The following is a 22,220-nucleotide window of genomic DNA, read 5'->3' as shown; positions in this document are numbered from 1 at the left end:
GCTTAGACGCTGCTCACCAGCTCGGAAGCCGTGGACGGCGCCGGTGCCACTTCGCACCCCTTGAGCACCAGGCGGATGATGGTCTGCGCCGCGGCTTCGTAGTCGGCGTCGTCCAGGCTGGCCTTGCCGGTGACGGTGGAGATCTGCCAGTCGAAGTCGGCATAGGTCTGGGTCGCGGCCCAGATGCTGAACAGCAGGTGGTGCGGGTCGACCTGCGCCATCAGGCCCTGGTCGACCCAGCGCTGGATGCAGGCGATGTTGTGCTTGGCCTGGGCATTGAGCTGCTCGGTCTGCTCCGGCGACAGGTGCGGCGCGCCGTGCATGATCTCGCTGGCGAATACCTTGGAGGCGTAAGGCAGCTCGCGGGAGATGCGGATCTTCGAGCGGATGTAGGCGGTCAGCACCTCGCTCGGGTGGCCCGCCTGGTTGAACGGCGCGGAGGCGGCCAGCAGCGGCTCGATAATGCTTTCCAGCACCTCGCGGTAGAGGTTTTCCTTGGACTTGAAGTAGTAGTAGACGTTGGGCTTGGGCAGGCCTGCCTTGGCCGCAATGTCGCTGGTCTTGGTGGCGGCGAAGCCCTTGTCGGCGAACTCTTCGCTGGCCGCGCGCAGGATCAGCTCTTTGTTTCGTTCGCGAATGCTGGTCATAAGGCCCTGTGATCTGCTCAGCCGCCGGGCGGCGGTCGGGCATGGTAGCACCGGCCTTGCGCGGGGCTCAAGCCAGCGGCCACGGGCCGCACAGCGGCTATCTGACCCTTGGGTCAAATTCCTGTATACAAAAAATCGCTTTTCTGTTTCTATCCCTGTCAGCGATATCCATAACAAAAAGTCTCGGCGCGCGACGCTGCAGGAGACCCACCGTGAATACCCATCAGCTCGTCGATCCCTTCGGGCGGCGCATCACCTACCTGCGGCTGTCGGTCACCGACCGCTGCGACTTTCGCTGCACCTACTGCATGAGCGAGGACATGGTCTTCGCCCCGCGCCAGCAGATTCTCAGCCTGGAAGAACTCTACGCCGTGGCCGACGTCTTTATCGGTCTCGGGGTGCGGCGCGTGCGCATCACCGGCGGCGAACCGCTGGTGCGCAAGAACCTGCTGAGCCTGCTGCAGCGCCTGGGCGCGCGCGCGGAGCTGGACGACCTGGCGATCACCACCAACGGCACGCAGCTGGCCGAGCTGGCGCCGCAGCTGCGCGCGGCCGGCGTGCGCCGCCTGAACGTCAGCCTGGATTCGCTCAAGCGCGAGCGTTTCGCCGCCTTCACCCGGCGCGACAAGCTCGACCAGGTACTGGCCGGCATCGACGCGGCGCGCGCCGCCGGTTTCGAGCGGATCAAGCTCAACAGCGTGGTGCAGCGCGGGCGCAACGACGACGAGGTACTCGATCTGGTCGAGTTCGCCATCGCCCGCGGCCTGGACATCAGCTTTATCGAGGAAATGCCGCTGGGCAGCGTGGTCAGTCACAGCCGCGAGCAGACCTTCTGCTCCAGCGACGAGGTGCGCGCGCGCATCGAGCAGCGCCATGCGCTGGTGCGCAGCAGCCAGGTCACCGGCGGGCCGTCGCGCTACTGGCAGGTGGTCGGCAGCGAGACGCGGGTCGGTTTTATCTCCCCGCACAGCCACAACTTCTGCGGCGACTGCAACCGCGTGCGGGTCACCGCCGAAGGCAAGCTGGTGCTCTGCCTCGGCCACGACAACGCGCTGGACCTCAAGCGCCTGCTGCGCGCCCACCCCGGCGACGGCGCGCGCCTGCGCCAGGCACTGATCGAGGCGCTGCGCCTGAAACCCGAGCGGCACCACTTCGCCAGCGACGAGCAGGTGCAGGTGGTGCGCTTTATGAGCATGACCGGCGGCTGAGCCGCCTGACCGGATTCCCAGAACAACAATAAGGAGGCTTGCAATGAAGCCCGTATCACTGTGTCTGCTGTCTGCCGTTCTGCTGACGCCCACTGCCCTGGCGCAAAGCTATGTGGTCGGCGTCGAGGATCTGCCGTTCGCCCCGCACTACAGCCTCGACGCCCAGGGCGACTACCGCGGTTTCGCCCGCGAGGTGCTGGATGCCTTCGCCGCCGACAGCGGTATCAGCCTGAGTTACAAGGCGCTGCCGGTGGAGCAGCTGTTGCCGGCGCTGCAGCGCGGCGAGATCGATTTCAAGTACCCGGACAGCCCGCACTGGGCGCAGACGCAGAAGGCCGGCATGACCCTGCACTACAGCCAGGCGGTGGTCGATTACGTCGACGGCGTGCTGGTGGCGCCGCAGCGCCAGGGCCAGGCGCTGGAGGGCATCGCTCGCCTGGCTATGGTGCAGGGCTGGACGCCGCGCGGTTACGAGCAGCGCATCGACAGCGGGCAGATTCGCCTGAGCTACAGCGACGACCTGCGCCAGATGATTCGCCAGGCGCTGAAGCAGGATACCGACGGCGCCTACTTCAACGTGGTGGTGGCGACCCATTACCTCGATAACATCCGCGCCCGCCCCGGCGCCCTGGTGTTCGACCCCAAGCTGCCGCACACCCGCGGCAGCTTCCATCTGTCGAGCGCTCGCCAGCCCGAGCTGATCGCGCGCTTCGACCGTTTTCTCGGCGAGCGCGCGGCGCAGGTCGCGGCGCTGAAGGACAAGCACCGGGTCGAGGCCAATCTGGACAGCGAGTACATCGGCCTGGAGCAGTGGAAGGTGGACTTTCTCGAACGCCAGAAAGCCAAAGCCGGCGCACGGGCGCCGGCTTCGTCCACCCCGTGAGGCTTCAGACGACAGCGCTGGCGCGCTTCACCGCCTGGGCCTGGCCACGCATCAGCCCGTAGTGCAGGGCTGCACCGAGCAGCGCGCCGAAGATCCAGGCGTAGCCCGACAGCTGGCTCAGGCCCGGGGTCCACACCGAGGCGACGGAGAACACCGAGGCGACGGCGAAGGCGATCAGCGCCTTGCGGTTCCAGCCGCCGTCGAAGTAGTAGGCCGAGCCGACCTCGGCGCTGAACAGCTGCTGCAGGTCGAGCTTGCCGCGGCGCACCAGGTAGTAGTCGGCGACGATGATGCCGTACAGCGGCGCCAGCACCGCGCCCAAGGTGTCGACGAAGGCGGCGATGCCGACGTTGCTGATGAAGGCCACCCACAGCGCGCCGATGAAGAAGGCGATGGCCGCGGTGATGAAGCCGCCGGTGCGCGCGCTGATATGCGCCGGCGCCAGGTTGGCTAGGTCGTAGGCCGGCGGGATGAAGTTGGCCACCAGGTTGATGCCCACGGTCGCGGCGAAGAAGGTCAGCGCGGCGATGATGGTCAGGCTCAGGTTGTCCACCCGCGCGACGATGTCGGTGGGGTTGGTCAGCGTCTCGCCGAACACCACCACGGTGCCGGCGGTGATCACCAGGGCGATCAGCGAGAAGAACGCCAGGCTCACTGGCAGGCCGAGGAAGTTGCCGACGGTCATCTGCTTTTCGCTTTTGACGAAGCGGGCGAAGTCGCCGTAGTTGATCACCACCGCGGCGAAGTAGGCGACCATGGTGCCGACCACGGCGAAGAAGGCGGCTACCGGGCCGGCAGCATACTCGCCGCTGCCGTCGAAGATATTGCCCAGCTCGCCGAGCAGGCTGGGGCCGGCCTGGTACCAGATCATCGCCATCAGCGCGATCATCACCACGTAGACCAGCGGCCCGGCCCAGTTGAGGAACTTGGTGATCCAGTCGATGCCGCGGATGAACAGCGCCACCTGGAACACGCAGACGATCAGGTAGGACAGCCAGCCGATGGCGGTCATGCCGAGGAAGGTGGCCGGCGCCTCGGGCTGCAGCAGCGAGTTGAGCAGCAGCGCCACCGCGGTGGAGGCGAAGTAGGTCTGCACGCCGTACCAGAAGATCGCGACTATGCCGCGGACCAGGGCCGGGAAGTTGGCGCCGCGCACGCCCATGCTGGCACGGGCGAACACCGGGAAGGGAATGCCGTACTTCACGCTCGGCTTGCCGGTCAGCTGCACCAGGCCCATGACGATGAAACCGGCGAGGACGATGCCGGCCAGCACCGCCCAGCCGTTGAGCCCGTAGGAGATGAACAGGGTGGCGGCCAGGGTGTAGCCGAACAGGCTCTGGATGTCGTTGGACCAGACGTTGAAGATCTCGAACCAGCCCCATTTGCGTTTCTCCGGGGCGAGCGGGGCGAGGTCCTCGTTGTGCAGCGAGGTATCGATGTGCTTGATGCGGAATTCTTCGGCGTTGGACATGGACAGCTCCCAGTTTTGTTCTTGCGCCTTGGCGGCGTATGAGGAGATTTGTCTGCAGGTTCCGTTCCGTTTTTGTAGACGCCGTTCGGCCGATCTTGTGTATACAGCCGTTTCGGCAGAATTTCGGTAGGAACCTGATTGCCTTGTACACATAAAACGCGCCCCTGAATATGGCTTTCTGACAAATTGCACACAAAAAACATATTTATTGTGTGCAAAAACTTGACCTTCTGGTCAGTTGTATGCTTGCAAAGCATTGATGGAGAAGCCGGATAGGGCGGCTCGATCCTGCACCGATGCGGTGCTGGGCCTGGTTCATGAGCGCTCGGTTGGTGCGGGGGTGAAGCCGGTTTGGTAAAGGCGCTGCTCCGTGCGCCCCTTGCGCTCGGCGCAAAGAAAAAGGGGGAAGGGCGCAAGGCCCATCCCCCTTTTTACCCGGCCGTCGTCCCTACCCGACGTCGGCCAAGTGCGGTGTGGCAGCGGTCAGAAGTGGTACTTGACCAGTGCCTGCACGGCGGTCTGGTCGAAGCCGTCGGTGGAACCGTCCACCGGCTTCACGCCGTACTTGTTGTGCCACATGTTCACTTCGGTGCCGACGTAGAGCTGGCGCTCCTTGCCGAACAGGGCCTTGCCGGCGTCCCACTTGACCTGGATCGAGGAACCCACCGAGGTCTGGGTGCCGGCGTCGCTGGATGGTGAGCGCCAATCGACGAAGCCGTCGACCAAAAAGTCCTGCTGGCCGACGCTGAAGGGGTAGGCGGCGGAGACGGTCAGCTGGGTGGCGTAGCCGTTGCTGTCGCTGTCGGCGAAGAAGGTGTGGTTGTTGATCTTCACCCGGTACAGGTTGGTCTTGAAGAAGGCGAAACCGGGCACGTCCCAGTCCAGGCCGACGCCGTACAGGTAGTTCTCCGGGCCGGGGCCGCCTTCGCCTTTCTCGTAGGTGAAGGCGGCGTAGACGTCCTTGATCGGGCCGGCGGCCAGCTTCTGCCCGGTCAGCCAGCTCAGGCTGACGCGCGGGGAGAACTCCATGTAGTAGAAGGAATCCTTGTCGTGCTGGCGGAAGGTGCCGTTGTCGAAGCTGCCGCGCGACTGCACGTTGTCGGCGCGGATGTAGTCGAGGAAGTAGAACACGTCGCCCCAGGCCCAGCCGCTGGCGTGCTCGAAGGTGAAGGTGGTCTGGGTGCGCTGCTCCTCGCCATTGAAGTTCATGCGCTGGAAATTTTCGCCGTACAGGTAGGACAGGCTGTTGTCCTGCCAGTAGAGCAGGTCGCCGGCGAGCGCCTGCTGGCCGGAGAACAGTCCGGCGGAGAGGGCGAGGCAGTGGGGCAGATGCTTGAGTTTCATGGATTTTCCTTATTGTTGGAGTGCAAGCAGGTAGCTCCCGGCGGCGCGCCGCCGGGAGGGGGAAGCGAGGTTGGCGGTCAGCTCGGTCGCGCGTCCGGGGTAAGGTCGCGGCTGAGGGTCTTGAGGCTGCCGTCGTCGACGGCCTCGTCGTCCTGGCGGTTCTGCAGCACGGTGTGCAGGTGTGCCTCGGGGTCGTAGTCGTCTTCCTCGACCTCGTGGGTCTCGTCGGGCAGGAAGATGTTCAGCACGATGGCGCTGAAGGCGCCGATGGTGATCGGCGAGCCGAAGATGTTCTTCAGCACGTCCGGCATGTGCGACAGCACGTCCGGCACGCCGGCCACGCCCAGGCCCAGGCCCAGGGAGATGGCCACGATCAGCACGTTGCGGCGGTGCAGGCCGGCTTCGCTGAGGATCTTGATGCCGGCCACGGCGACGGTGCCGAACATGATCAGGGTGGCGCCACCGAGCACCGGCTTGGGCATCAGCTGCAGCACCGCGCCGACCACCGGGAACAGGCCGAGCAGCACCAGGATGCCGGCGATGTAGAAGCCCACGTGGCGGCTGGCCACGCCGGTGAGCTGGATCACCCCGTTGTTCTGGCTGAAGGTGGTCATCGGCAGGCTGTTGAACATGGCGGCGACCGCCGAGTTGCAGCCGTCGGCCAGCACCCCGGACTTGATCCGGCGCATGTACAGCGGGCCCTTGACCGGCTGCTTGGAGATGATCGAGTTGGCGGTCAGGTCGCCGGCGGTCTCCAGCGGGGTGATCAGGAAGATCACCGCGATCGGCACGAAGGCGATCCAGTCGAAGCCGAAGCCGTACTTGAACGGCTGCGGCACGCTGATCAGCGGCACCTCGGCCATGTTGGCGAAATCCACCCGGCCGGTGAACCAGGCCACCGCGAAGCCCAGGGCCAGGCCGATGATCACCGCCGACAGGCGCAGCACCTGCGAGGAGGCGCGGTTGAGCAGGACGATGGTACCCAGCACCAGGCCGCCGAGGGCCAGGTGATGCAGGGCGCCGAGGTCCGGCGCGCCGTAGCCGCCGGCCAGGTCGGTCATGCCCACCTTGATCAGCGACAGGCCCATCAGGCAGATGATGGTGCCGGTGACCACCGGGGTGATCACCTTGCGCAGCTTGTTGATGAACTGGCTGAAGGCGATCTCGACGAAGGCGGCGCAGAAGCAGATGCCGAACAGCGTGGCGAGTATCTCCTCCTCGCTGGCGCCGCGGCCCTTGACGATGAAGCCGGCGCTGAGCACCACGCTGAGAAAGCCGAAGCTGGTGCCCTGCAGGCACAGCAGGCCGGAGCCGATCGGGCCGATGCGCTTGGCCTGGACGAAGGTGCCGAGGCCGGAGACGAACAGCGCCATGCTCACCAGGTAGGGCACGTGGGCACCGAGGCCGAGGGCGCTGCCGACGATCAGAGTGGGGGTGATGATGCCGACGAAGCTGGCCAGCACATGCTGCAGCGCCGCGAAGATGGCAGGGGCGAAGGCTGGGGTGTCGTCCAGCTGGTAGATCAGGTCGCTGTTGCCGGAAGGCGCAGCTGGGGCTTGGGTGTTGCGGTCTGTGGTCATGTCATAGCCTGCCAGTTGTTTTTATATGGTCATGGGCTTACACGAGGCTTCACGGCACCTCTGCTCTGCTCGAAGGAAAGCTGTCCAATCGGTCAGAATGTGCCGACTATACAACTTGTGGACATGGTTAAAAACAATTTATTTATGGATTGTGCACAAAAACTGAACCGCCGGTCAGCTTGCGCTGCCGGCGGTTCGGCGGGGTGTCGGGTTGGCGGTTGAGTCGCTCCCGCACGAAGCGGGGGCGTAGGGTGGGCTTTAGCCCACCAACGGTGGTCAGCGTGGGCTAAAGCGGATCGCCGCCCGGCCCGCCCTACAAGGCCCCCGAGCCTGCCCTGGCTAGCCACACCTAACAGGGACATCGCCTAAAAAAATGCCGCGCCCAGTCACGGGCGCGGCATGTGTGGCAATCAGTTGGTCTGGGCGCCCTGGGCGATCCAGCTGCCGATCAAATCGCGCTCGTCCTGGGTCATCTGGGTGATGTTGCCCAGCGGCATGATCTGCGTGGCCACGGTCTGCGCATGGATCTTGGCCGCCTGCGCCTTCATCTGCTCGGGGGTGTCGAGCATGAAGCCGGCCGGCGCGGTGCTGAACATCGGGCTGCTCGGGGTGGCCGAGTGGCAGACGGTGCAGCGCTCGTGGATCACGCTCTCGACCTTGGCGAAGTCGGCGCTGTCAGTGCTGGCGGTTGCGGCGGCTGCGGCGCTTTCGCTGGCGGCGGGCGCTGCGGGGGCGGCTTCGCTCACTTCCTCGACCTTGGCCAGGGTTTCGCTGGCGGCCTGTTCGACCACGGCCACCGGTGCGGCGGTCGGCGCCTGACGTACCGGGGCGGTGACGTAGGCCAGGCAGATCATGCCCAGTGCCGCGGCCGGCAGGGTCCAGACGTACTTGCTGCTGTCGTGGCGGGTGTTGAAGTAGTGACGCACCAGCACGGCCAGGATCGCGATACCGGCCAGGATCAGCCAGTTGTACTGGCTGCCGTAGGTGCTCGGGAAGTGGTTGCTGATCATGATGAACAGCACCGGCAGGGTGAAGTAGTTGTTGTGGCGCGAGCGCAGCAGGCCCTTGGCCGGCAGGGTCGGATCGGGCGTGGTGTTGTCTTCGATCGCCTTAACCAGCGCGCGCTGGGCCGGCATGATGGTGAAGAACACGTTGCCGACCATGATGGTGCCGATGATGGCGCCGACATGGATGTACGCAGCGCGGCCGCTGAAGATCTGGCTGAAGCCATAGGCGGCGGCGATGATCAGCACGAACAGCACGGCGCCGAGCAGGGCCGGGCGCTTGCCCAGTGGCGAATCACACAGGAAGTGATAGATCACGTAGCCGGCGATCATCGAGCCGAGGCCGATGACGATGCCCATGGCCGGTGCTAGCTCGACGCCCGGCTTGATCAGGTACAGGCTGGGGTTGAGGTAGTACACCACCAGCATCAGGGCGATGCCCGACAGCCAGGTGGCGTAGGCCTCCCATTTGAACCAGTGCAGGTTCTCCGGCATTTTCGGCGGAGCCAGCTTGTACTTTTCCAGGTGGTAGATGCCGCCGCCGTGAATCGCCCAGAGGTCGCCCGACAGGCCCTCGCGGGGATTGCTACGGTTGAGGTTGTTCTCCAACCAGACGAAATAGAAGGATGCGCCGATCCAGGCGATGCCGGTGATCATATGGATCCAGCGGATGCCCAGGTTTAGCCATTCGGTGAAATGTGCTTCCACGATCTGTACCTCTTTCCCGGGGGAGGCACGCCAGCCCCGGGCTTCTCTTATTGGTGGGGGTTGAGGAGAAGGAGCTCGTCCTCATTGAAGAAATGCTCATCGCAGTTGTTGCCGGAACCACTGCGATCAACCACCAGGAAGTCATCCCGCTTTTCGATCGTCAGCACCGGGTGGTGCCAGACGCCGCGATGGTAATTGACGCCCTGCCTGCCATTGCTGAGGAAGGCACGGACGGACCCTGATACAGGTACATCGCCAACTGGCGCGACCACGATCAGAAAGGGGTTGCCGAGCAGCGGAATGAAGGCCTGGCTGCCCAGCGGATGGCGTTCCAGCATGCGGATGGTCAAGGGCATCTGCAGCGCCTCGGCGCTGAAGATGCTGATGATGGCCCGATCCTCCGGCTGCGCGGTCTCCACCGTGGCCAGCTTGTGATAGCGGCGGGTGGAGCCGTTGTTGATCATGAAGAAGTCGCTGCCCTCGGTTTCGATCACGTCACCGAAGGGGGCGAAGGCTTCTTTGCTCAGGGGCTCGATGGTCAGGCTACGCATGGCTGTTCTACTTGTTCTGCTCGGTTGAATGGGACTGCGGCCTTACAGCTGCTGCAGGCGGAACATGGCGATCTTGTTGATCTCGGCCAGGGCGGTGGCGAATTCCTGCTCCGGCGTGTTGTGGATACGCTCTTCGAAGGCGGCCAGGATCTGGTGGCGGTTGCTGCCCTTGACGGCCTTGATGAAGGGGAAGCCGAACTTGGCCTTGTAGGCGTCGTTGAGTTCGGTGAAACGGGCGAACTCCTCGGCGGTGCATTCGTGGATGCCGGCGCCGGACTGTTCGGCGGTGCTGGAGGCGGTCAGCTCGCCGCGCACGGCAGCCTTGCCGGCCAGGTCCGGGTGCGCGTTGATCAGTGCCAGCTGCGCTTCATGGCTGGCGGACAGGAGGATATCGGCCATGCGCTGCTGCAGGCCGTCGATCTCGTCGACGGATGCGTCCAGGCCGAGATCGTAGGCCTTCTCGGCGACCCAGGGCGAGTGCTCGTAGATGTCGGCGAAGGCGGCAACGAAGGCCTCGCGGCTCAGCTGGGACGGGGTCAGGGTCTGGAAACGGCTCATTTGCTGCTCTCTTGTTCGGCGGTCGCACGGTAGGGGTGGGTGGCGTGCCAGTGCTTGGCGATGTCGACGCGGCGGGCGCACCAGACCTTGTCGTGGCTCTTCACGTAGTCGAGGAAGCGTGCCAGCGAAGCCAGGCGCGCCGGGCGGCCGAGCAGGCGGCAGTGCATGCCGATCGACAGCATCTTCGGTGCGCCGGCCTCGCCCTCGGCGTAGAGCACGTCGAAGGCATCCTTGAGGTATTCGAAGAAATCGTCGCCCTTGTTGAAGCCCTGCACCTGGGTGAAGCGCATGTCGTTGGTGTCCAGGGTGTAGGGGATCACCAGGTGCGGCTTCTCCGCGGTGCTGGCCGGGTCCCAGTAGGGCAGGTCGTCGTCGTAGGTGTCGGAGTCGTAGAGGAAACCGCCTTCCTCGCGCACGATGCGCCGGGTGTTCGGGCCCAGGCGACCGGTGTACCAGCCCAGCGGGCGCTCGCCGGTCAGCTCGGTGAGGATGCGGATGGCCTCGAGCATGTGCTCGCGCTCGGTGGCCTCGTCCATGTTCTGGTAATCGATCCAGCGGTAGCCGTGGCTGCAGATCTCGTGACCGGCGGCGACCATCTGGCGGATCGCCTCGGGATGACGCTGGGCGGCCATGGCCACGGCGAACACGGTCAGCGGAATGTCGTGTTTCTTGAACAGGTTGAGCAGACGCCACACGCCGGCGCGGCTGCCGTACTCGTAGAGCGACTCCATGCACAGGTTGCGCTGGCCCTGCAGCGGCTGGGCGGCGACCATCTCGGAGAGAAAGGCCTCGGATTCCTTGTCGCCGTGGAGGATGTTGCGCTCGCCGCCTTCCTCGTAGTTGAGCACGAAGGACAGGGCGATGCGGGCATCGCCCGGCCAGTGCGGATGCGGAGGGGTGTCGCCGTAGCCGATCAAATCGCGTGGGTAATCAGCGCTCACTGCAGTCTTCCTATCTGGAACGTTGCGGTCACTGCGCGCCTCGGGATCGGAAGGCTGCGCGACCGGGATGGCTAATTGTATACAAAGTTAGTTGCCGTTTGTAAATCGACTTTTCGTCATTTTCTTCCCTGGTCGAGCAAGCAAGAATCTTGCCTGATTGGTCAGCTATGTGCTCCGCTGCTGGCGTGGCTGCTGAGTTGCATGCCGATGGGGCGCGAACGATCCGGTTGTCAGGTCGGGCTTTTTGCTGGAGTTATTGTGTACAATTTTTGTATAAAGTGTTTTATATTCGCTCTGCGTGCTATCCTGCCAGAGCGTCGGAGCACTGCGACGAGCCGATTTCAACAGAGTAGAGGAGGTGTGGTGTCCGTGTAGCCGCAGGCCGCGACGGGCGCCCGAGAGCCATGGGACGTTTGACTACGCATGTACTGGACGCCGCGCACGGTTGTCCGGGGAGTGACATCAAGGTCGAGCTGTACCGCGTCGAAGGCGCGCAGCTGGAGCTGATCAACAGCGTTACCACCAACCACGACGGCCGTTGCGATGCGCCGGTGCTGCAGGGCGAGGACTACCGCACGGGCGTCTACCAGCTGCACTTCCACGCTGGCGACTATTACCGCGCCCGTGGCGTGAAGCTGCCGGATACGGCGTTCCTCGATGTGGTGGTGCTGCGCTTCGGCATCGACGCCGGCCAGGAGCACTACCATGTGCCGCTACTGATTTCCCCCTACAGCTACTCCACCTACCGCGGTAGCTGAGTGACTGGCGGGCCAGCTGCTCGTCAGACGAATGCTTGTCACCCTCAGACTCGTTCGAGTCCTTAGGCCCGCTCACACTGCGGGCTTTTTTTTGCCCGCGTTGCAGGGCTGTGTTGCCGGTCGCTTTGTGGGGCTGGCGGCGCTGGGAGTGTCATGGGGATCGCCAGGTCACCCGAGCGCCGGGTAACCCAGCATAGCGCTTGTCGCTAGGCTGCCTGGTCGGCCACTGGTGGGGAAGCAGCATCTAGGGTGCGCGGCGCCCTCCTACCGGGCTATCGCTGCTTGTGCCAGGCTCGGATGCAATCCGCGAAAGGCTGGGCGACATGCTTGCGGATCGCGCCGAGACTGCGCGTCCCGACGCCAATGGCCAAACGAAAAGCCCCGGCACATGGCCGGGGCTTCGATCAACACCAGGTTGCCGTCAGAGGAAGGCGAACTTGGCGATAAAGATCACGCACAGCACGTACAGGCTCAGCGAGACCTTGTCGCGCTGGCCGGTCAGCAGCTTCAGCGTGGCGTAGGTGAGGAAGCCCAGGGCGATGCCGTTGGCGATGGAGAAGGTCAGCGGCATCATCACCACGGTGACGATGGCCGGGATGGTGTCGGTGTGGTCCTTCCAGTCGATATGGGCCATGCCGCTCATCATCAGCATCGCCACGTAGATCAGCGCGCCGGCGGTGGCGTAGGCGGGGATCATGCCGGCCAGCGGGGCGAAGAACATCGCCGCGAGGAACAGCACGCCCACGGCCACGGCGGTCAAACCGGTGCGGCCGCCAGCGGCCACGCCCGAGGCGCTCTCCACGTAGCTGGTCACCGGCGGGCAGCCGACCACGGCGCCGACCACGCTGGAGGTGGAGTCGGCCTTGAGCGCGCGGGACAGGTTCTGGATCTTGCCGTCTTCGTCCACCAGGTTGGCGCGGTGGGCCACGCCCATTAGGGTGCCGGCGGTGTCGAACATGTTCACGAAGAGGAAGGCGAGGATCACGCTGATCATGGCCACGTTGAAGGCCCCGGCGATGTCCATGGCCAGGAAGGTCGGCGCCAGGCTCGGCGGCATCGACACCAGGCCTCCGTACTCCACCAGACCCAGGGCCCAGCCCAGCGCGGTGACGCCGAGCATGCTGAAGAGGATGGCGCCGAACACGTTGCGGTGGCTGAGCACGGCGATCAGCAGAAAGCACACGGCGGCGAGCAGGGCGTTGGGGTTACCGAACGAGCCCATGGTCAGCAGGGTGGCCGGGCTGTCGACGACTATGCCGGCGGTCTTCAGGCCGATCAGGCCGAGGAACAGGCCGACCCCGGCGCCCATGGCAAAGCGCAGGCTCATGGGGATGCTGTTGAGCAGCCACTCGCGGATCTTCGACAGGCTCATGATCATGAACAGCACGCCGGAGATGAACACCGCGCCGAGGGCGATCTGCCAGCTGTAGCCCATCTCGCCGACCACGGTGTAGGTGAAGAAGGCGTTGAGGCCCATGCCCGGCGCCAGGCCCACCGGCCAGTTGGCGTACAGGCCCATGAGGAAGCAGCCCAGCGCCGCGCCGATGCAGGTGGCGACGAAGGCCGCGCCGTGGTCGACGCCGGCACCGGCCATGATGTTGGGGTTGACGAAGATGATGTAGGCCATGGTGACGAAGGTCGTCAGGCCGGCCAGCAACTCGGTTTTGATGGTGGTGCGGTGCTCGGTCAGCTTGAAGAAACGGTCGAGCAGACCGGTTCTTGCCAGTTGAGACGCGTGTTGTTCTTGTTTGACGCTTTCCACAGCGGGTACTCCTCATCTCTCTTGTTGTGTACCGCCCAGAGCCTTGCGCGAGGACAGCGGCTCTCTGAGGCAGGCGGTGCGTTCGCGGTGCTTCCTGGCTAAGTTGTTGACCGAGCGGTCAAGAAGTCACTCAGGCGCGATTATGCTGTTGTATACAAAAAATGCAATTAATGTTTTTAATGTTGCACAAATCGAACCCTGGGCCAATTTCGCCGCGAGAACGGGTGTAATTGGCGACAATGGCCGTCGCCGATTTTTAGAAAATTCATTTAAAACAAATAGATAGGATTTTGTGTGACGCCGTGCTCGGCATCGCGATCGAGGTCGCCGGACAGGGGGCTATGCCTGGTTAGCCGGTAATGGCCTGAGAAATGCCGGCTATATAAGGAAAGAATTTGAGCCGGCCCGCCGTTCGTCGCTTGCCCCCGGCTGAGCCCGAAAAGGGGTGGTCATACAACTCTGGTGCATCGATTGGTTGAATTGTGTACAATTGTCCGAATTTTTTTCCGATGATTTTTCTCCCGGTGCTTGTCAGCTACCGGGTAGAACACAGTAGAGTCGCAGTGTCGCCGACTCTCATTGACGCGAGCCAGAATGAACGATCAATTGCAGCCCCTCAAGAAGCAGCCGCGCACCGGCAAAAGCAGCCGCAGCGGGACTCAGGACGATGTCGTATACGCCCATATCTTCGATGCCATTCTCGAACAGCGTCTGGCGCCCGGCACCAAGCTGAGCGAAGAGGCCCTGGGCGAGATCTTCGGCGTCAGCCGTACCATCATTCGTCGCGCGCTGTCGCGCCTGGCCCACGAGGGCGTGGTGCTGCTGCGACCGAACCGCGGTGCGGTGGTCGCCAGCCCCAGCGTCGAAGAAGCCCGGCAGATCTTCTACGCGCGCCGTCTGGTCGAGCGCGCCATCACCGAGCTGGCCGTCGAACACGCCACCGCCGAGCAACTGGCCGAGCTGCGGCAGATGGTCAGGGACGAGCAGGACAGTTTCTCCCGCGGCGATCGCGGCGCCGGCATCCGCCTGTCCGGCGAGTTCCACCTCAAGCTGGCCGAGGCCGCGCGTAATGCGCCGCTGGTGAGCTTCCAGCGCAGCCTGGTGTCGCAGACCTCGCTGATCATCGCCCAGTACGAAAGCGGCAGCCGCTCGCATTGTTCCTACGACGAGCACAACCAGCTGATCGACGCCATCGAGGCGCGCGATGCCGAGCGTGCGGTGCACCTGATGATGCACCACATGGACCATATCGACAGCAAGCTCAATCTGGACGAGGAAAGCGCCTCGGATGACCTGCACGCGGTGTTCTCGCACCTGCTGCAGACCAAGAAGAAGTCCGGGCGTAGCGCCGCCAACCGCTGATTGACGGCGCTGTAGAAAAAAGCCCCGATGTTCGCGCCTCGGGGCTTTTTTGTTTCAGCGGGGTAGGGGGTGCTGTGCGCACCACGGCCCCTGGAAAATCGCTGGTGCGCGCGACCTGGGCGGACCCGCGACCCCCTACGCTTAGCGCTGGTGCACCGACACGCCGGCGGCGAAGGTTTCCTTCACCGAGCGGTCGTCGCCGAGCATGGTCAGGGCGAACAACCGCTCTTCCAGGCTCCTGGCCTGCTGCATGCGGTAGCTCATCAGTGGCGTGGCGTTGTAGTCCAGCACCAGGAAGTCGGCGTCCTTGCCGGGCAGGAAGTTGCCCAGCCGGTCGTCCAGGTACAGCGCATTGGCGCCGCCCAGGGTGGCCAGGTACAGCGACTTGAACGGGTCGAGCTTCTTGCCCTGCAGCTGCATGATCTTGTACGCCTCGTTCAGCGATTGCAGCTGGCTGAAGCTGGTGCCGGCGCCGACATCGGTGCCCAGGCCGACGCGCACGCCATGGGCTTCCAGCTTGTTCAGGTCGAACAGGCCGCTGCCCAGGAACAGGTTGGAGGTCGGGCAGAAGGCCACCGCCGAGCCGGTTTCGGCCAGGCGCTTGCACTCGTCGTCGCACAGGTGCACGCCATGGGCGAACACCGCGCGCGGGCCGATCAGCTTGTGGTGGTCGTAGACATCGAGATAGCCCTTGCGCTCGGGGAACAGCGCCTTGACCCATTCGATTTCCTTGCGGTTCTCGGACAGGTGGGTGTGCATGTAGAGGTCCGGGTACTCGCCCAGCAGCTTGCCGGCCAACTCCAGTTGCTCCGGCGTGCTAGTGGGGGCGAAGCGCGGGGTGACCGCATAGTGCAGGCGACCCTTGCCGTGCCAGCGCTCGATCAGCGCCTTGCTCTCGGCGTAGCCGGTTTCGGCGGTGTCGGTCAGGTAGTCCGGGGCGTTGCGATCCATCAGCACCTTGCCGGCGATCATGCGCAGGTTGAGCTTGTCGGCCTGCTCGAAGAAGGCGTCCACCGATTGCGGGTGCACTGTGCCGAACACCAGAGCGGTGGTGGTGCCGTTGCGCAGCAGTTCCTTGAGGAAGATCGCCGCCACGTCGCTGGCGTGAGCCTTGTCTTCGAACTGCCGCTCGGTGGGGAAGGTGTAGGTGTTGAGCCAGTCCAGCAACTGCTCGCCGTAGGAGGCGATCATGCCGGTCTGCGGGTAGTGGATATGGGTGTCGATGAAGCCGGGGGTGATCAGCGCGTCGCGGTAGTGCTGGACGTCGACGCCGGCCAGTTTCGGCAGCAGCTCGGCAGCGGCGCCAACCTGGACGACCTTGCCATTTTCGATCAGCAGGATGCCGTCCTCGAAATACTCATAGGACTGCTCGACGCCGACCACGGCCGGGTCGGCGAGGCTGTGCAAAATGGCGGCGCGGTAGGCTTTGACGTTGGTGGTCATGGGGCTCAAATCTCAGATCAAGGTAGTACGGGTAGGTTGGGCTGAGCTCCGCGAAGCCCAACACGAGGGTGGTGAGCCTGGCGTTGCCGCAAACCGGGCCCGCCGGGCGGAGTGCTGCGCACTCCCTGGTGGGCCGGGCCGCGATCGGCTTCGCAGCGTTCAGCGCCAACCTACGGCTGGGTGCGGCGCGAGGCGGGCAGCAGTTTGGCGACGCTGGACTCACCCTTCTTCACGTCCTGGCCGAAGCTGGCGTTGTAGGTGGCGATCACCTCACCGGCGATGGACACGGCAATTTCTACCGGCAGCTTGCCTTTCACTTCCGGCAGACCCATGGGGCAGCGCATGCGCGCCATCAGGGTTTCTTCGAAGCCGCGTTCGCGCAGGCGATGCTCGAACTTGACGCGCTTGGTCTTCGAGCCGATCAGGCCGTAGTAGGCGAAATCGCCGCGCTTGAGGATCGCCGCGGTCAGCTCCAGATCGAGCTGGTGGTTGTGGGTCATGACGATGTAGTAGCTGCCGGGCGGCATGTTCTCCACCTCGTCGACTACATCGTCATTGACGATCTTCTCCACGCCGGCGGGGATATGCTCGGGAAATTCGTTCTCCCGCGAGTCGATCCAGCGCACCTTGCACGGCAGGCTGGCGAGCAGCGGCACCAGCGCGCGGCCGACATGGCCGGCGCCGAACACGGCGATCTGCGCCTGTGGTTGACCCATGGGCTCGAACAGCAGCACGGTGGCGCCGCCGCAGCACTGGCCCAGGCTGGCGCCAAGGGAGAAGCGCTCCAGACGGGTGTCCTGGCTGCGGCTGGCGAGCATCTCGCGGGCCATTTCCATGGCCTTGTATTCCAGATGGCCGCCGCCGATGGTTTCGAAGATGCGCTCGGCGGTGACCACCATCTTCGAGCCGGCATTGCGCGGCGTCGAACCGCGCTCTTCGATGATGGTCACCAGCACGCAGGCTTCACCTTTTTGCTGCAGCTCGGCGAGGGCACTGATCCAGCTCATTTGCTCAGCCTCCAGGAAGGCGTGGTCTGGCCCGGGCGCGGCAGGCGCCAGTTGCTCGGCGACGGGTCGAGAATCGGCACCGGTGCCGGGCGAGCAGGGCGGTTATTCGGTTCGGTGTGTTTTGTCATTGTTGTACACCTGCTTTGTTCTTCATTCACGCCTCTGGTGGACGATGCTTCGCGGTTGTCCACCCTACGAACCGCCGTAGGGTGGTTGTCGCGCAGCACATCCACCAAGGTGTTTAGCGTTACGCCGGTTCGACCTCGGCAGCGCTGGCCGTCTTGGCCGAAGCCTTCAGCTTGCGCACCTGCTCCACGCCCCAGAGCACGCGCTCAGGGGTGGCCGGAGCGTCGATCTGCGGTTGCACCTTGTAGTCCGCCAGGCTGGCCACGGCGTCCTTGAGGGCGCACCAGGCGGCGATGCCGAGCATGAATGGCGGCTCGCCCACGGCCTTGGAGTGGAACACGGTGTCTTCCGGGTTCTTGCGGTTCTCCACCAGCTTCACGCGCAGGTCGATGGGCATGTCGGCGATGGCCGGGATCTTGTAGCTGGCCGGACCGTTGGTCATCAGCTTGCCCTTGGCGTTCCACACCAACTCTTCCATGGTCAGCCAGCCCATGCCCTGGACGAAGGCGCCTTCGACCTGGCCGATGTCGATGGCCGGGTTCAGCGAGTCGCCGACGTCATGCAGGATGTCGCCACGCAGCATGCGGTATTCGCCGGTCAGGGTGTCGACTAGCACTTCCACGCAGGCCACGCCGTAGGCGTAGTAATAGAAGGGGCGGCCGGCGGCCTTGTCGCGGTCGTAGTAGATTTTCGGCGTGCGGTAGAAGCCGGTCGACGACAGCGAGACCTGACCGAAGTAGGCCTTCTGGATCATCTCCTCGAAGGACAGGAAGTGGTCGCGCACGCGCACCTGGCCGTTGCGGAACTCGACATCCTCCGGGGTCACCTTGTACTCGCGCACCAGGAAGTCGACCAGGCGCTGCTTGATGGTTTCGGCTGCGTTCTTTGCCGCCATACCATTGAGGTCGGCGCCGCTGGAGGCTGCGGTCGGCGAGGTATTGGGCACCTTGTCGGTGTTGGTGGCGGTGATCTGGATGCGCTCGATATCGACCTGGAACACTTCGGTGACGACCTGCGCCACCTTGGTGTTGAGGCCCTGGCCCATCTCGGTGCCGCCGTGGTTGAGGTGGATCGAACCGTCGGTGTAGATGTGGATCAGCGCGCCAGCCTGGTTGAGGAAGGTGGCGGTGAAGCTGATGCCGAATTTCACCGGGGTCATGGCCAGGCCTTTCTTCAACACCGGGCTTTTTTGGTTGAACTCGATAATTTCGCGACGGCGCTTGGCGTACTCGCAGCTTTGCTCCAGCTCGGCGGTCATTTCGTGAATGACGTTGTGCTCGACGGTCTGGTGGTAGTGGGTGACGTTGCGCTCGGTCTTGCCGTAGTAGTTGAGCTTGCGCACTTCCAGCGGGTCCTTGCCCAGGCTGCGCGCCACGGCGTCCATCACTTCCTCGATGGCGACCATGCCCTGCGGGCCGCCGAAGCCGCGGTAGGCGGTGTTCGACGCGGTGTTGGTCTTGCAGCGATGACCGTTGATGGTGGCGTTGCCGAGGAAGTAGGCGTTGTCCGAGTGGAACATGGCGCGGTCGACGATGGAGCCGGACAGGTCCGGCGAGTAGCCGCAGTTGCCGGCCAGGTCCATCTCGATGCCGTGCAGCAGGCCATCGTCATCGAAGCCGACGTCGTACTCGACATAGAAGGGGTGACGCTTGCCGGTCATGCTCATGTCTTCCATGCGCGGCAGACGCATCTTGGTCGGCCGGCCGGTGAGGTGCGCGATCACCGCGCACAGGCACGCCGGGCCGGCGGCCTGGGTTTCCTTGCCGCCGAAACCACCGCCCATGCGGCGCATGTCGATGACGATCTTGTTCATCGGCACGCCGAGCACTTCGGCGACCAGCTTCTGCACCTCGGTGGGGTTCTGCGTCGAGGTGTAGACCAGCATACCGCCGTCTTCGGTGGGCATGACCGAGGAAATCTGGGTTTCCAGGTAGAAGTGCTCCTGGCCGCCGATATGCAGGGTGCCCTGCAGGCGACGCGGGGCGCTGGCCAGCTTGCTGGCCGAGTCACCGATGCGGTGGGTGTGGCTGGCGAGCACGAAATGCTTCTTGCGGTAGGCCTCGACCACGTCGAGCACCGGCTCCAGGTCCTCGTACTCGACGATCGCGGCCATGGCCGCCTTGCGCGCGGTTTCCAGGCTGTCGGCGGCCACCGCCAGCACCACCTGGCCAACGTACTCGACCTTGCCGTCGGCCAGCAGCGGGTCGCCGGCGACCACCGGGCCGATGTCCAGCTGGCCCGGTACGTCGTCCTTGGTGATGGCGATGGCCACGCCCGGAAACTCGTAGCAGGGGCGGGTGTCGATGCGCAGGATGCGCGCATGGGCGCGATCCGACTGGCGCGCATAGACGTGCAACTGGTTGGGGAATTCCAGGCGGTCGTCGACATAGACCGCTTCGCCGGACACGTGCTTGTCCGCGCTCTCGTGCTTGACGCTGCGGCCGACGCCGCTGGTCATGCCGGCGCGGAACAGGGCGGCCAGCTCTTCCTGGGATTTGTGTTCGATATGACTGGACATCTTCGCCTCCAAAACTTCGCATGCCGCCGGGCGCGCCGGCGGCGTATCAATTCACTGCGCCATCAGGCGTAAGCGGTAACCCGGGTCTCGACCTCGGGCGACTGCTGCTCCAGGAAGAACTTGCGCAGCAGGTTCTGGGCAGTGAGCAGGCGGTATTCCTTGCTGGCGCGGAAATCCGACAGCGGGGTGAAGTCCTCACCCAGCGCGTCGCAGGCGCGTTCGATCACACCCGGATACCAGGCCGAGCCGACCAGGGCCGCTTCGCAGGCGCTGGCGCGCTTGGGGATGGCGGCCATGCCGCCGAAGGCGATGCGCGCTTCGGTGACCACGCCGTCGACGATAGTCAGGTTGAAGGCCGCGCAGACGGCGGAGATGTCGTCGTCCAGGCGCTTGGACACCTTGTAGGCGCGGAACGCCTGGTTGGCCTGGGCGCGCGGCACGATGATCTTCTCGATGAATTCGGCTTCCTGGCGGGCGGTCACCTTGTAGTCGAGGAAGTAGTCCTGCAGCGGCAGGATGCGCCGGGTGTTGCCCTGGCGCAGGGCGATCTGCGCGCCGAGGGCGATCAGCAGGGGTGGGGCGTCGCCGATGGGCGAGGCGTTGCCGATATTGCCGCCCAGGGTGCCCTGGTTGCGAATCTGCAGCGAGGCGAAGCGGTGCAGCAGCTCGCCGAAGTCCGGGTACTCGCGCGACAGCGCTTCGTAGCAGTCGGACAGGGCCGCGGCCGCGCCGATCTCGATGGCGCTGTCGGTCACTTCGATACGCTTCATGTCTTCGATATGGCCGACGTAGATCATCACCGGCAGCTCGCGGTGGAACTGGGTGACTTCCAGGGCCAGGTCGGTACCGCCGGCGAGCAGGCGGGCTTCGGGGTTGGCGGCATAGAGGTCGGCCAGGTCGGCCACGGTCAGCGGCACCAGGCAGCGCTTGTCGCCACTGTTGAGCTCGGCAGTTTCACGCGGAGCGATGGCCTGGAGCTGGGCCACGGTGTTGCTTTCGAAGGCGTCGAACTGGTCCGGCTGCTTCTGGCAGCAGGCCTGCTCGGCGGCGTCGATGATCGGGCGGTAGCCGGTGCAGCGGCACAGGTTGCCGGCCAGGGCTTCCAGGGTCTGGCCCTTGTCGTAGCCGGTGGAGTTCTTCTGCAGGGCAAACAGCGACATGATGAAGCCAGGGGTGCAGAAGCCGCACTGCGAGCCGTGGCAGTCGACCATCGCCTGCTGCACGCTGTGCAGCTTGCCCTGGTGCTTGAGGTCTTCGACGGTGATCAGTTGCTTGCCGTGCAGGCTGGAGACGAAGGTCAGGCAGGAGTTGAGGGTGCGGTAGCGTACGCGGTCGCCCTCGAGCTCGCCGACCACCACGGTGCAGGCACCGCAGTCGCCGGAGGCGCAGCCTTCCTTGGTTCCGGTTTTGCCGACGTGCTCACGCAGGTAGTTGAGCACGGTGACGTTGGGGTCCAGGGCATGCTCGGTGCGCAGCTCCCGGTTGAGTAAAAACTGGATCAAGGACGACCTCCAGGCACTTTATTGTTATGACTCGGTTGGCTGGCCAGGTGATGCACGCACTGCAAGGCCCTGGCGCGGGCTGCCATGGGGCCAATCTAGAGTTTTCTGACTTTTGGGTCAACAAATATTTGACCTTGCGGTCAGCCGATTGTCATGCAATTCGGTTATGAGCCGGGCGCGAGTCGAGAGGCCTGTTTTCAGGCTAGCGGCTTTTGTGCCAGCGGTGTGCCTGGATCGCCAGGAGGGGCGCTTGTCGATGTCTGCCAGAGCGCCCGCGTGCGGGGTCAGCGGCGCACGGTCAGCGCCTGGTTGACCTTGAGCCAGCCCTGCACGGCCTCTTCGCCGACTTCGGCGAACACCCGCTGCAGCAGGCGCGCCTGTTCGCGGCGCAGGGCCTGCTCCAGTTTGGCGCCTTCGGCGGTGAAACCGAGCAGGCGCTTGCGCTTGTCGTCCGCCGCGGCCTCGCTGTGCACCAGGTGCATTTCCATCAGCTGGCGCAGCGGCGTGTTCAACGCCTGCTTGCTCACGCCGAGATAGCCGAGCAGTTCCTTCATGCTCAGCCCCGGGTACTTGGCGATGAAGAACAAGATGCGGTGGTGCACTCGCGACAGGCCGCGCTTGGCCAGCATCTCGTCGGGCTTGGCGGTGAAGGCCTGGTAGCCGAAGAAAAAGGCCTCCATGGCGGCCTGCTGGACGGCCGGGTTTTTCATGGCCTGCCATCCGTGGCGGCCACCCTGCGGGCCGTCGCTGGGCGACGTTAAAAATTTCTCGGGGAAATTTTTTAGGTCAGTCATATTGACGTATCTCTGGGTGGCGTCGTAGTTTCGGTCAAGCAGTTTGACTTAAA

General features: G+C 64.4%; 18 protein-coding genes. 4 read left to right on the top strand and 14 right to left on the bottom strand.

What is annotated here, in order from left to right; genetic code table 11:
- Positions 1–2 precede the first annotated feature (2 nt).
- On the bottom strand, positions 3–647 hold the full coding sequence (locus ACIGFL_RS12195) for a TetR/AcrR family transcriptional regulator (protein WP_021442613.1): 645 nt from the start codon (positions 645–647) through the stop codon (positions 3–5).
- A gap of 212 nt (positions 648–859) precedes the next feature.
- Here ACIGFL_RS12195 and moaA point away from each other — a divergent pair, with 212 nt between their 5' ends.
- Both moaA and ACIGFL_RS12185 read left to right on the top strand, forming a co-directional pair.
- The gene (moaA, locus tag ACIGFL_RS12190) at positions 860–1,855 is read left to right on the top strand and encodes a GTP 3',8-cyclase MoaA (protein WP_397497359.1); all 996 of its coding nucleotides are present in this window, start codon (positions 860–862) and stop codon (positions 1,853–1,855) included.
- 43 nt (positions 1,856–1,898) lie between these two features.
- A complete protein-coding gene (locus ACIGFL_RS12185) occupies positions 1,899–2,738 on the top strand; it encodes a substrate-binding periplasmic protein (RefSeq protein WP_397497358.1) in 840 nt (279 codons plus the stop codon).
- Between the two features lie 4 nt (positions 2,739–2,742).
- On the opposite strand, the gene ACIGFL_RS12180 is transcribed toward ACIGFL_RS12185, so the two are convergent.
- The 7 genes from ACIGFL_RS12180 to puuE all read right to left on the bottom strand — a co-directional run bounded on the left by ACIGFL_RS12180 (position 2,743) and on the right by puuE (position 10,895).
- Positions 2,743–4,209: an NCS1 family nucleobase:cation symporter-1 gene (locus tag ACIGFL_RS12180; RefSeq protein ID WP_122108387.1), complete on the bottom strand. Its 1,467-nt coding sequence runs from the start codon at positions 4,207–4,209 to the stop codon at positions 2,743–2,745.
- A 483-nt stretch (positions 4,210–4,692) separates the two neighbouring features.
- Entirely contained in the window at positions 4,693–5,553 is an 861-nt protein-coding gene (locus ACIGFL_RS12175; RefSeq protein WP_021443275.1) for an outer membrane protein OmpK, read from the bottom strand.
- A gap of 77 nt (positions 5,554–5,630) precedes the next feature.
- The gene (locus ACIGFL_RS12170) at positions 5,631–7,133 is read right to left on the bottom strand and encodes a nucleobase:cation symporter-2 family protein (protein ID WP_178082550.1); all 1,503 of its coding nucleotides are present in this window, start codon (positions 7,131–7,133) and stop codon (positions 5,631–5,633) included.
- A 410-nt stretch (positions 7,134–7,543) separates the two neighbouring features.
- Positions 7,544–8,845 (bottom strand): urate hydroxylase PuuD, encoded by a 1,302-nt coding sequence (locus ACIGFL_RS12165; RefSeq protein WP_397497357.1) that lies wholly within the window; start codon positions 8,843–8,845, stop codon positions 7,544–7,546.
- A gap of 47 nt (positions 8,846–8,892) precedes the next feature.
- Positions 8,893–9,396 carry an ureidoglycolate lyase gene (locus tag ACIGFL_RS12160; RefSeq protein WP_122108384.1) on the bottom strand — a complete coding sequence of 168 codons (504 nt, stop codon included), beginning with the start codon at positions 9,394–9,396 and terminating at the stop codon, positions 8,893–8,895.
- Between the two features lie 42 nt (positions 9,397–9,438).
- Positions 9,439–9,954, bottom strand: coding sequence for a 2-oxo-4-hydroxy-4-carboxy-5-ureidoimidazoline decarboxylase (gene uraD, locus ACIGFL_RS12155; RefSeq protein WP_122108383.1), 516 nt, complete (start codon positions 9,952–9,954; stop codon positions 9,439–9,441).
- Positions 9,951–10,895 (bottom strand): allantoinase PuuE, encoded by a 945-nt coding sequence (gene puuE / locus ACIGFL_RS12150; protein ID WP_397497356.1) that lies wholly within the window; start codon positions 10,893–10,895, stop codon positions 9,951–9,953. Before puuE ends, uraD begins: the two co-directional genes overlap by 4 nt.
- A gap of 404 nt (positions 10,896–11,299) precedes the next feature.
- Here puuE and uraH point away from each other — a divergent pair, with 404 nt between their 5' ends.
- A complete protein-coding gene (uraH, locus tag ACIGFL_RS12145) occupies positions 11,300–11,653 on the top strand; it encodes a hydroxyisourate hydrolase (RefSeq protein WP_021443269.1) in 354 nt (117 codons plus the stop codon).
- A 421-nt stretch (positions 11,654–12,074) separates the two neighbouring features.
- On the opposite strand, the gene ACIGFL_RS12140 is transcribed toward uraH, so the two are convergent.
- Positions 12,075–13,415, bottom strand: a complete 1,341-nt coding sequence (locus ACIGFL_RS12140; RefSeq protein WP_021443268.1) for an NCS2 family permease — start codon at positions 13,413–13,415, stop codon at positions 12,075–12,077.
- A 594-nt stretch (positions 13,416–14,009) separates the two neighbouring features.
- Between ACIGFL_RS12140 and ACIGFL_RS12135 the strand changes: the two genes are divergently transcribed.
- Positions 14,010–14,777 carry a GntR family transcriptional regulator gene (locus ACIGFL_RS12135; RefSeq protein ID WP_397497355.1) on the top strand — a complete coding sequence of 256 codons (768 nt, stop codon included), beginning with the start codon at positions 14,010–14,012 and terminating at the stop codon, positions 14,775–14,777.
- Positions 14,778–14,918: 141 nt separating this feature from the next.
- On the opposite strand, the gene guaD is transcribed toward ACIGFL_RS12135, so the two are convergent.
- The 5 genes from guaD to ACIGFL_RS12110 all read right to left on the bottom strand — a co-directional run bounded on the left by guaD (position 14,919) and on the right by ACIGFL_RS12110 (position 22,083).
- Positions 14,919–16,220 carry a guanine deaminase gene (gene guaD / locus ACIGFL_RS12130; RefSeq protein ID WP_397497354.1) on the bottom strand — a complete coding sequence of 434 codons (1,302 nt, stop codon included), beginning with the start codon at positions 16,218–16,220 and terminating at the stop codon, positions 14,919–14,921.
- A gap of 170 nt (positions 16,221–16,390) precedes the next feature.
- Positions 16,391–17,227: a xanthine dehydrogenase accessory protein XdhC gene (gene xdhC / locus ACIGFL_RS12125; protein WP_397497353.1), complete on the bottom strand. Its 837-nt coding sequence runs from the start codon at positions 17,225–17,227 to the stop codon at positions 16,391–16,393.
- A 247-nt stretch (positions 17,228–17,474) separates the two neighbouring features.
- Entirely contained in the window at positions 17,475–19,871 is a 2,397-nt protein-coding gene (gene xdhB / locus ACIGFL_RS12120; protein ID WP_397497352.1) for a xanthine dehydrogenase molybdopterin binding subunit, read from the bottom strand.
- A gap of 62 nt (positions 19,872–19,933) precedes the next feature.
- Positions 19,934–21,373, bottom strand: a complete 1,440-nt coding sequence (gene xdhA, locus ACIGFL_RS12115) for a xanthine dehydrogenase small subunit (protein WP_397497351.1) — start codon at positions 21,371–21,373, stop codon at positions 19,934–19,936.
- Between the two features lie 284 nt (positions 21,374–21,657).
- Positions 21,658–22,083, bottom strand: coding sequence for a MarR family winged helix-turn-helix transcriptional regulator (locus ACIGFL_RS12110; protein ID WP_021443262.1), 426 nt, complete (start codon positions 22,081–22,083; stop codon positions 21,658–21,660).
- Between the last annotated feature and the right edge of the window lie 137 nt (positions 22,084–22,220).

It is taken from the genome of Pseudomonas sp. NPDC077649, assembly GCF_044542855.1.
Taxonomy (GTDB): domain Bacteria; phylum Pseudomonadota; class Gammaproteobacteria; order Pseudomonadales; family Pseudomonadaceae; genus Aquipseudomonas.
This window is presented reverse-complemented; position numbering and strand designations above follow the sequence as displayed.

Excerpts from the sequence above, each read along its gene's own strand:
- xdhB (WP_397497352.1), bottom strand. The coding sequence starts at position 19,871 with ATGTCCAGTCATATCGAACACAAATCCCAGGAAGAGCTGGCCGCCCTG.
- ACIGFL_RS12170 (WP_178082550.1), bottom strand. The coding sequence starts at position 7,133 with ATGACCACAGACCGCAACACCCAAGCCCCAGCTGCGCCTTCCGGCAAC.
- ACIGFL_RS12160 (WP_122108384.1), bottom strand. The coding sequence starts at position 9,396 with ATGCGTAGCCTGACCATCGAGCCCCTGAGCAAAGAAGCCTTCGCCCCC.
- ACIGFL_RS12110 (WP_021443262.1), bottom strand. The coding sequence starts at position 22,083 with ATGAAAAACCCGGCCGTCCAGCAGGCCGCCATGGAGGCCTTTTTCTTC.
- ACIGFL_RS12185 (WP_397497358.1), top strand. The coding sequence starts at position 1,899 with ATGAAGCCCGTATCACTGTGTCTGCTGTCTGCCGTTCTGCTGACGCCC.
- ACIGFL_RS12195 (WP_021442613.1), bottom strand. The coding sequence starts at position 647 with ATGACCAGCATTCGCGAACGAAACAAAGAGCTGATCCTGCGCGCGGCC.
- ACIGFL_RS12180 (WP_122108387.1), bottom strand. The coding sequence starts at position 4,209 with ATGTCCAACGCCGAAGAATTCCGCATCAAGCACATCGATACCTCGCTG.
- uraD (WP_122108383.1), bottom strand. The coding sequence starts at position 9,954 with ATGAGCCGTTTCCAGACCCTGACCCCGTCCCAGCTGAGCCGCGAGGCC.
- xdhC (WP_397497353.1), bottom strand. The coding sequence starts at position 17,227 with ATGAGCTGGATCAGTGCCCTCGCCGAGCTGCAGCAAAAAGGTGAAGCC.
- guaD (WP_397497354.1), bottom strand. The coding sequence starts at position 16,220 with ATGACCACCAACGTCAAAGCCTACCGCGCCGCCATTTTGCACAGCCTC.
- ACIGFL_RS12135 (WP_397497355.1), top strand. The coding sequence starts at position 14,010 with ATGAACGATCAATTGCAGCCCCTCAAGAAGCAGCCGCGCACCGGCAAA.
- ACIGFL_RS12175 (WP_021443275.1), bottom strand. The coding sequence starts at position 5,553 with ATGAAACTCAAGCATCTGCCCCACTGCCTCGCCCTCTCCGCCGGACTG.
- uraH (WP_021443269.1), top strand. The coding sequence starts at position 11,300 with ATGGGACGTTTGACTACGCATGTACTGGACGCCGCGCACGGTTGTCCG.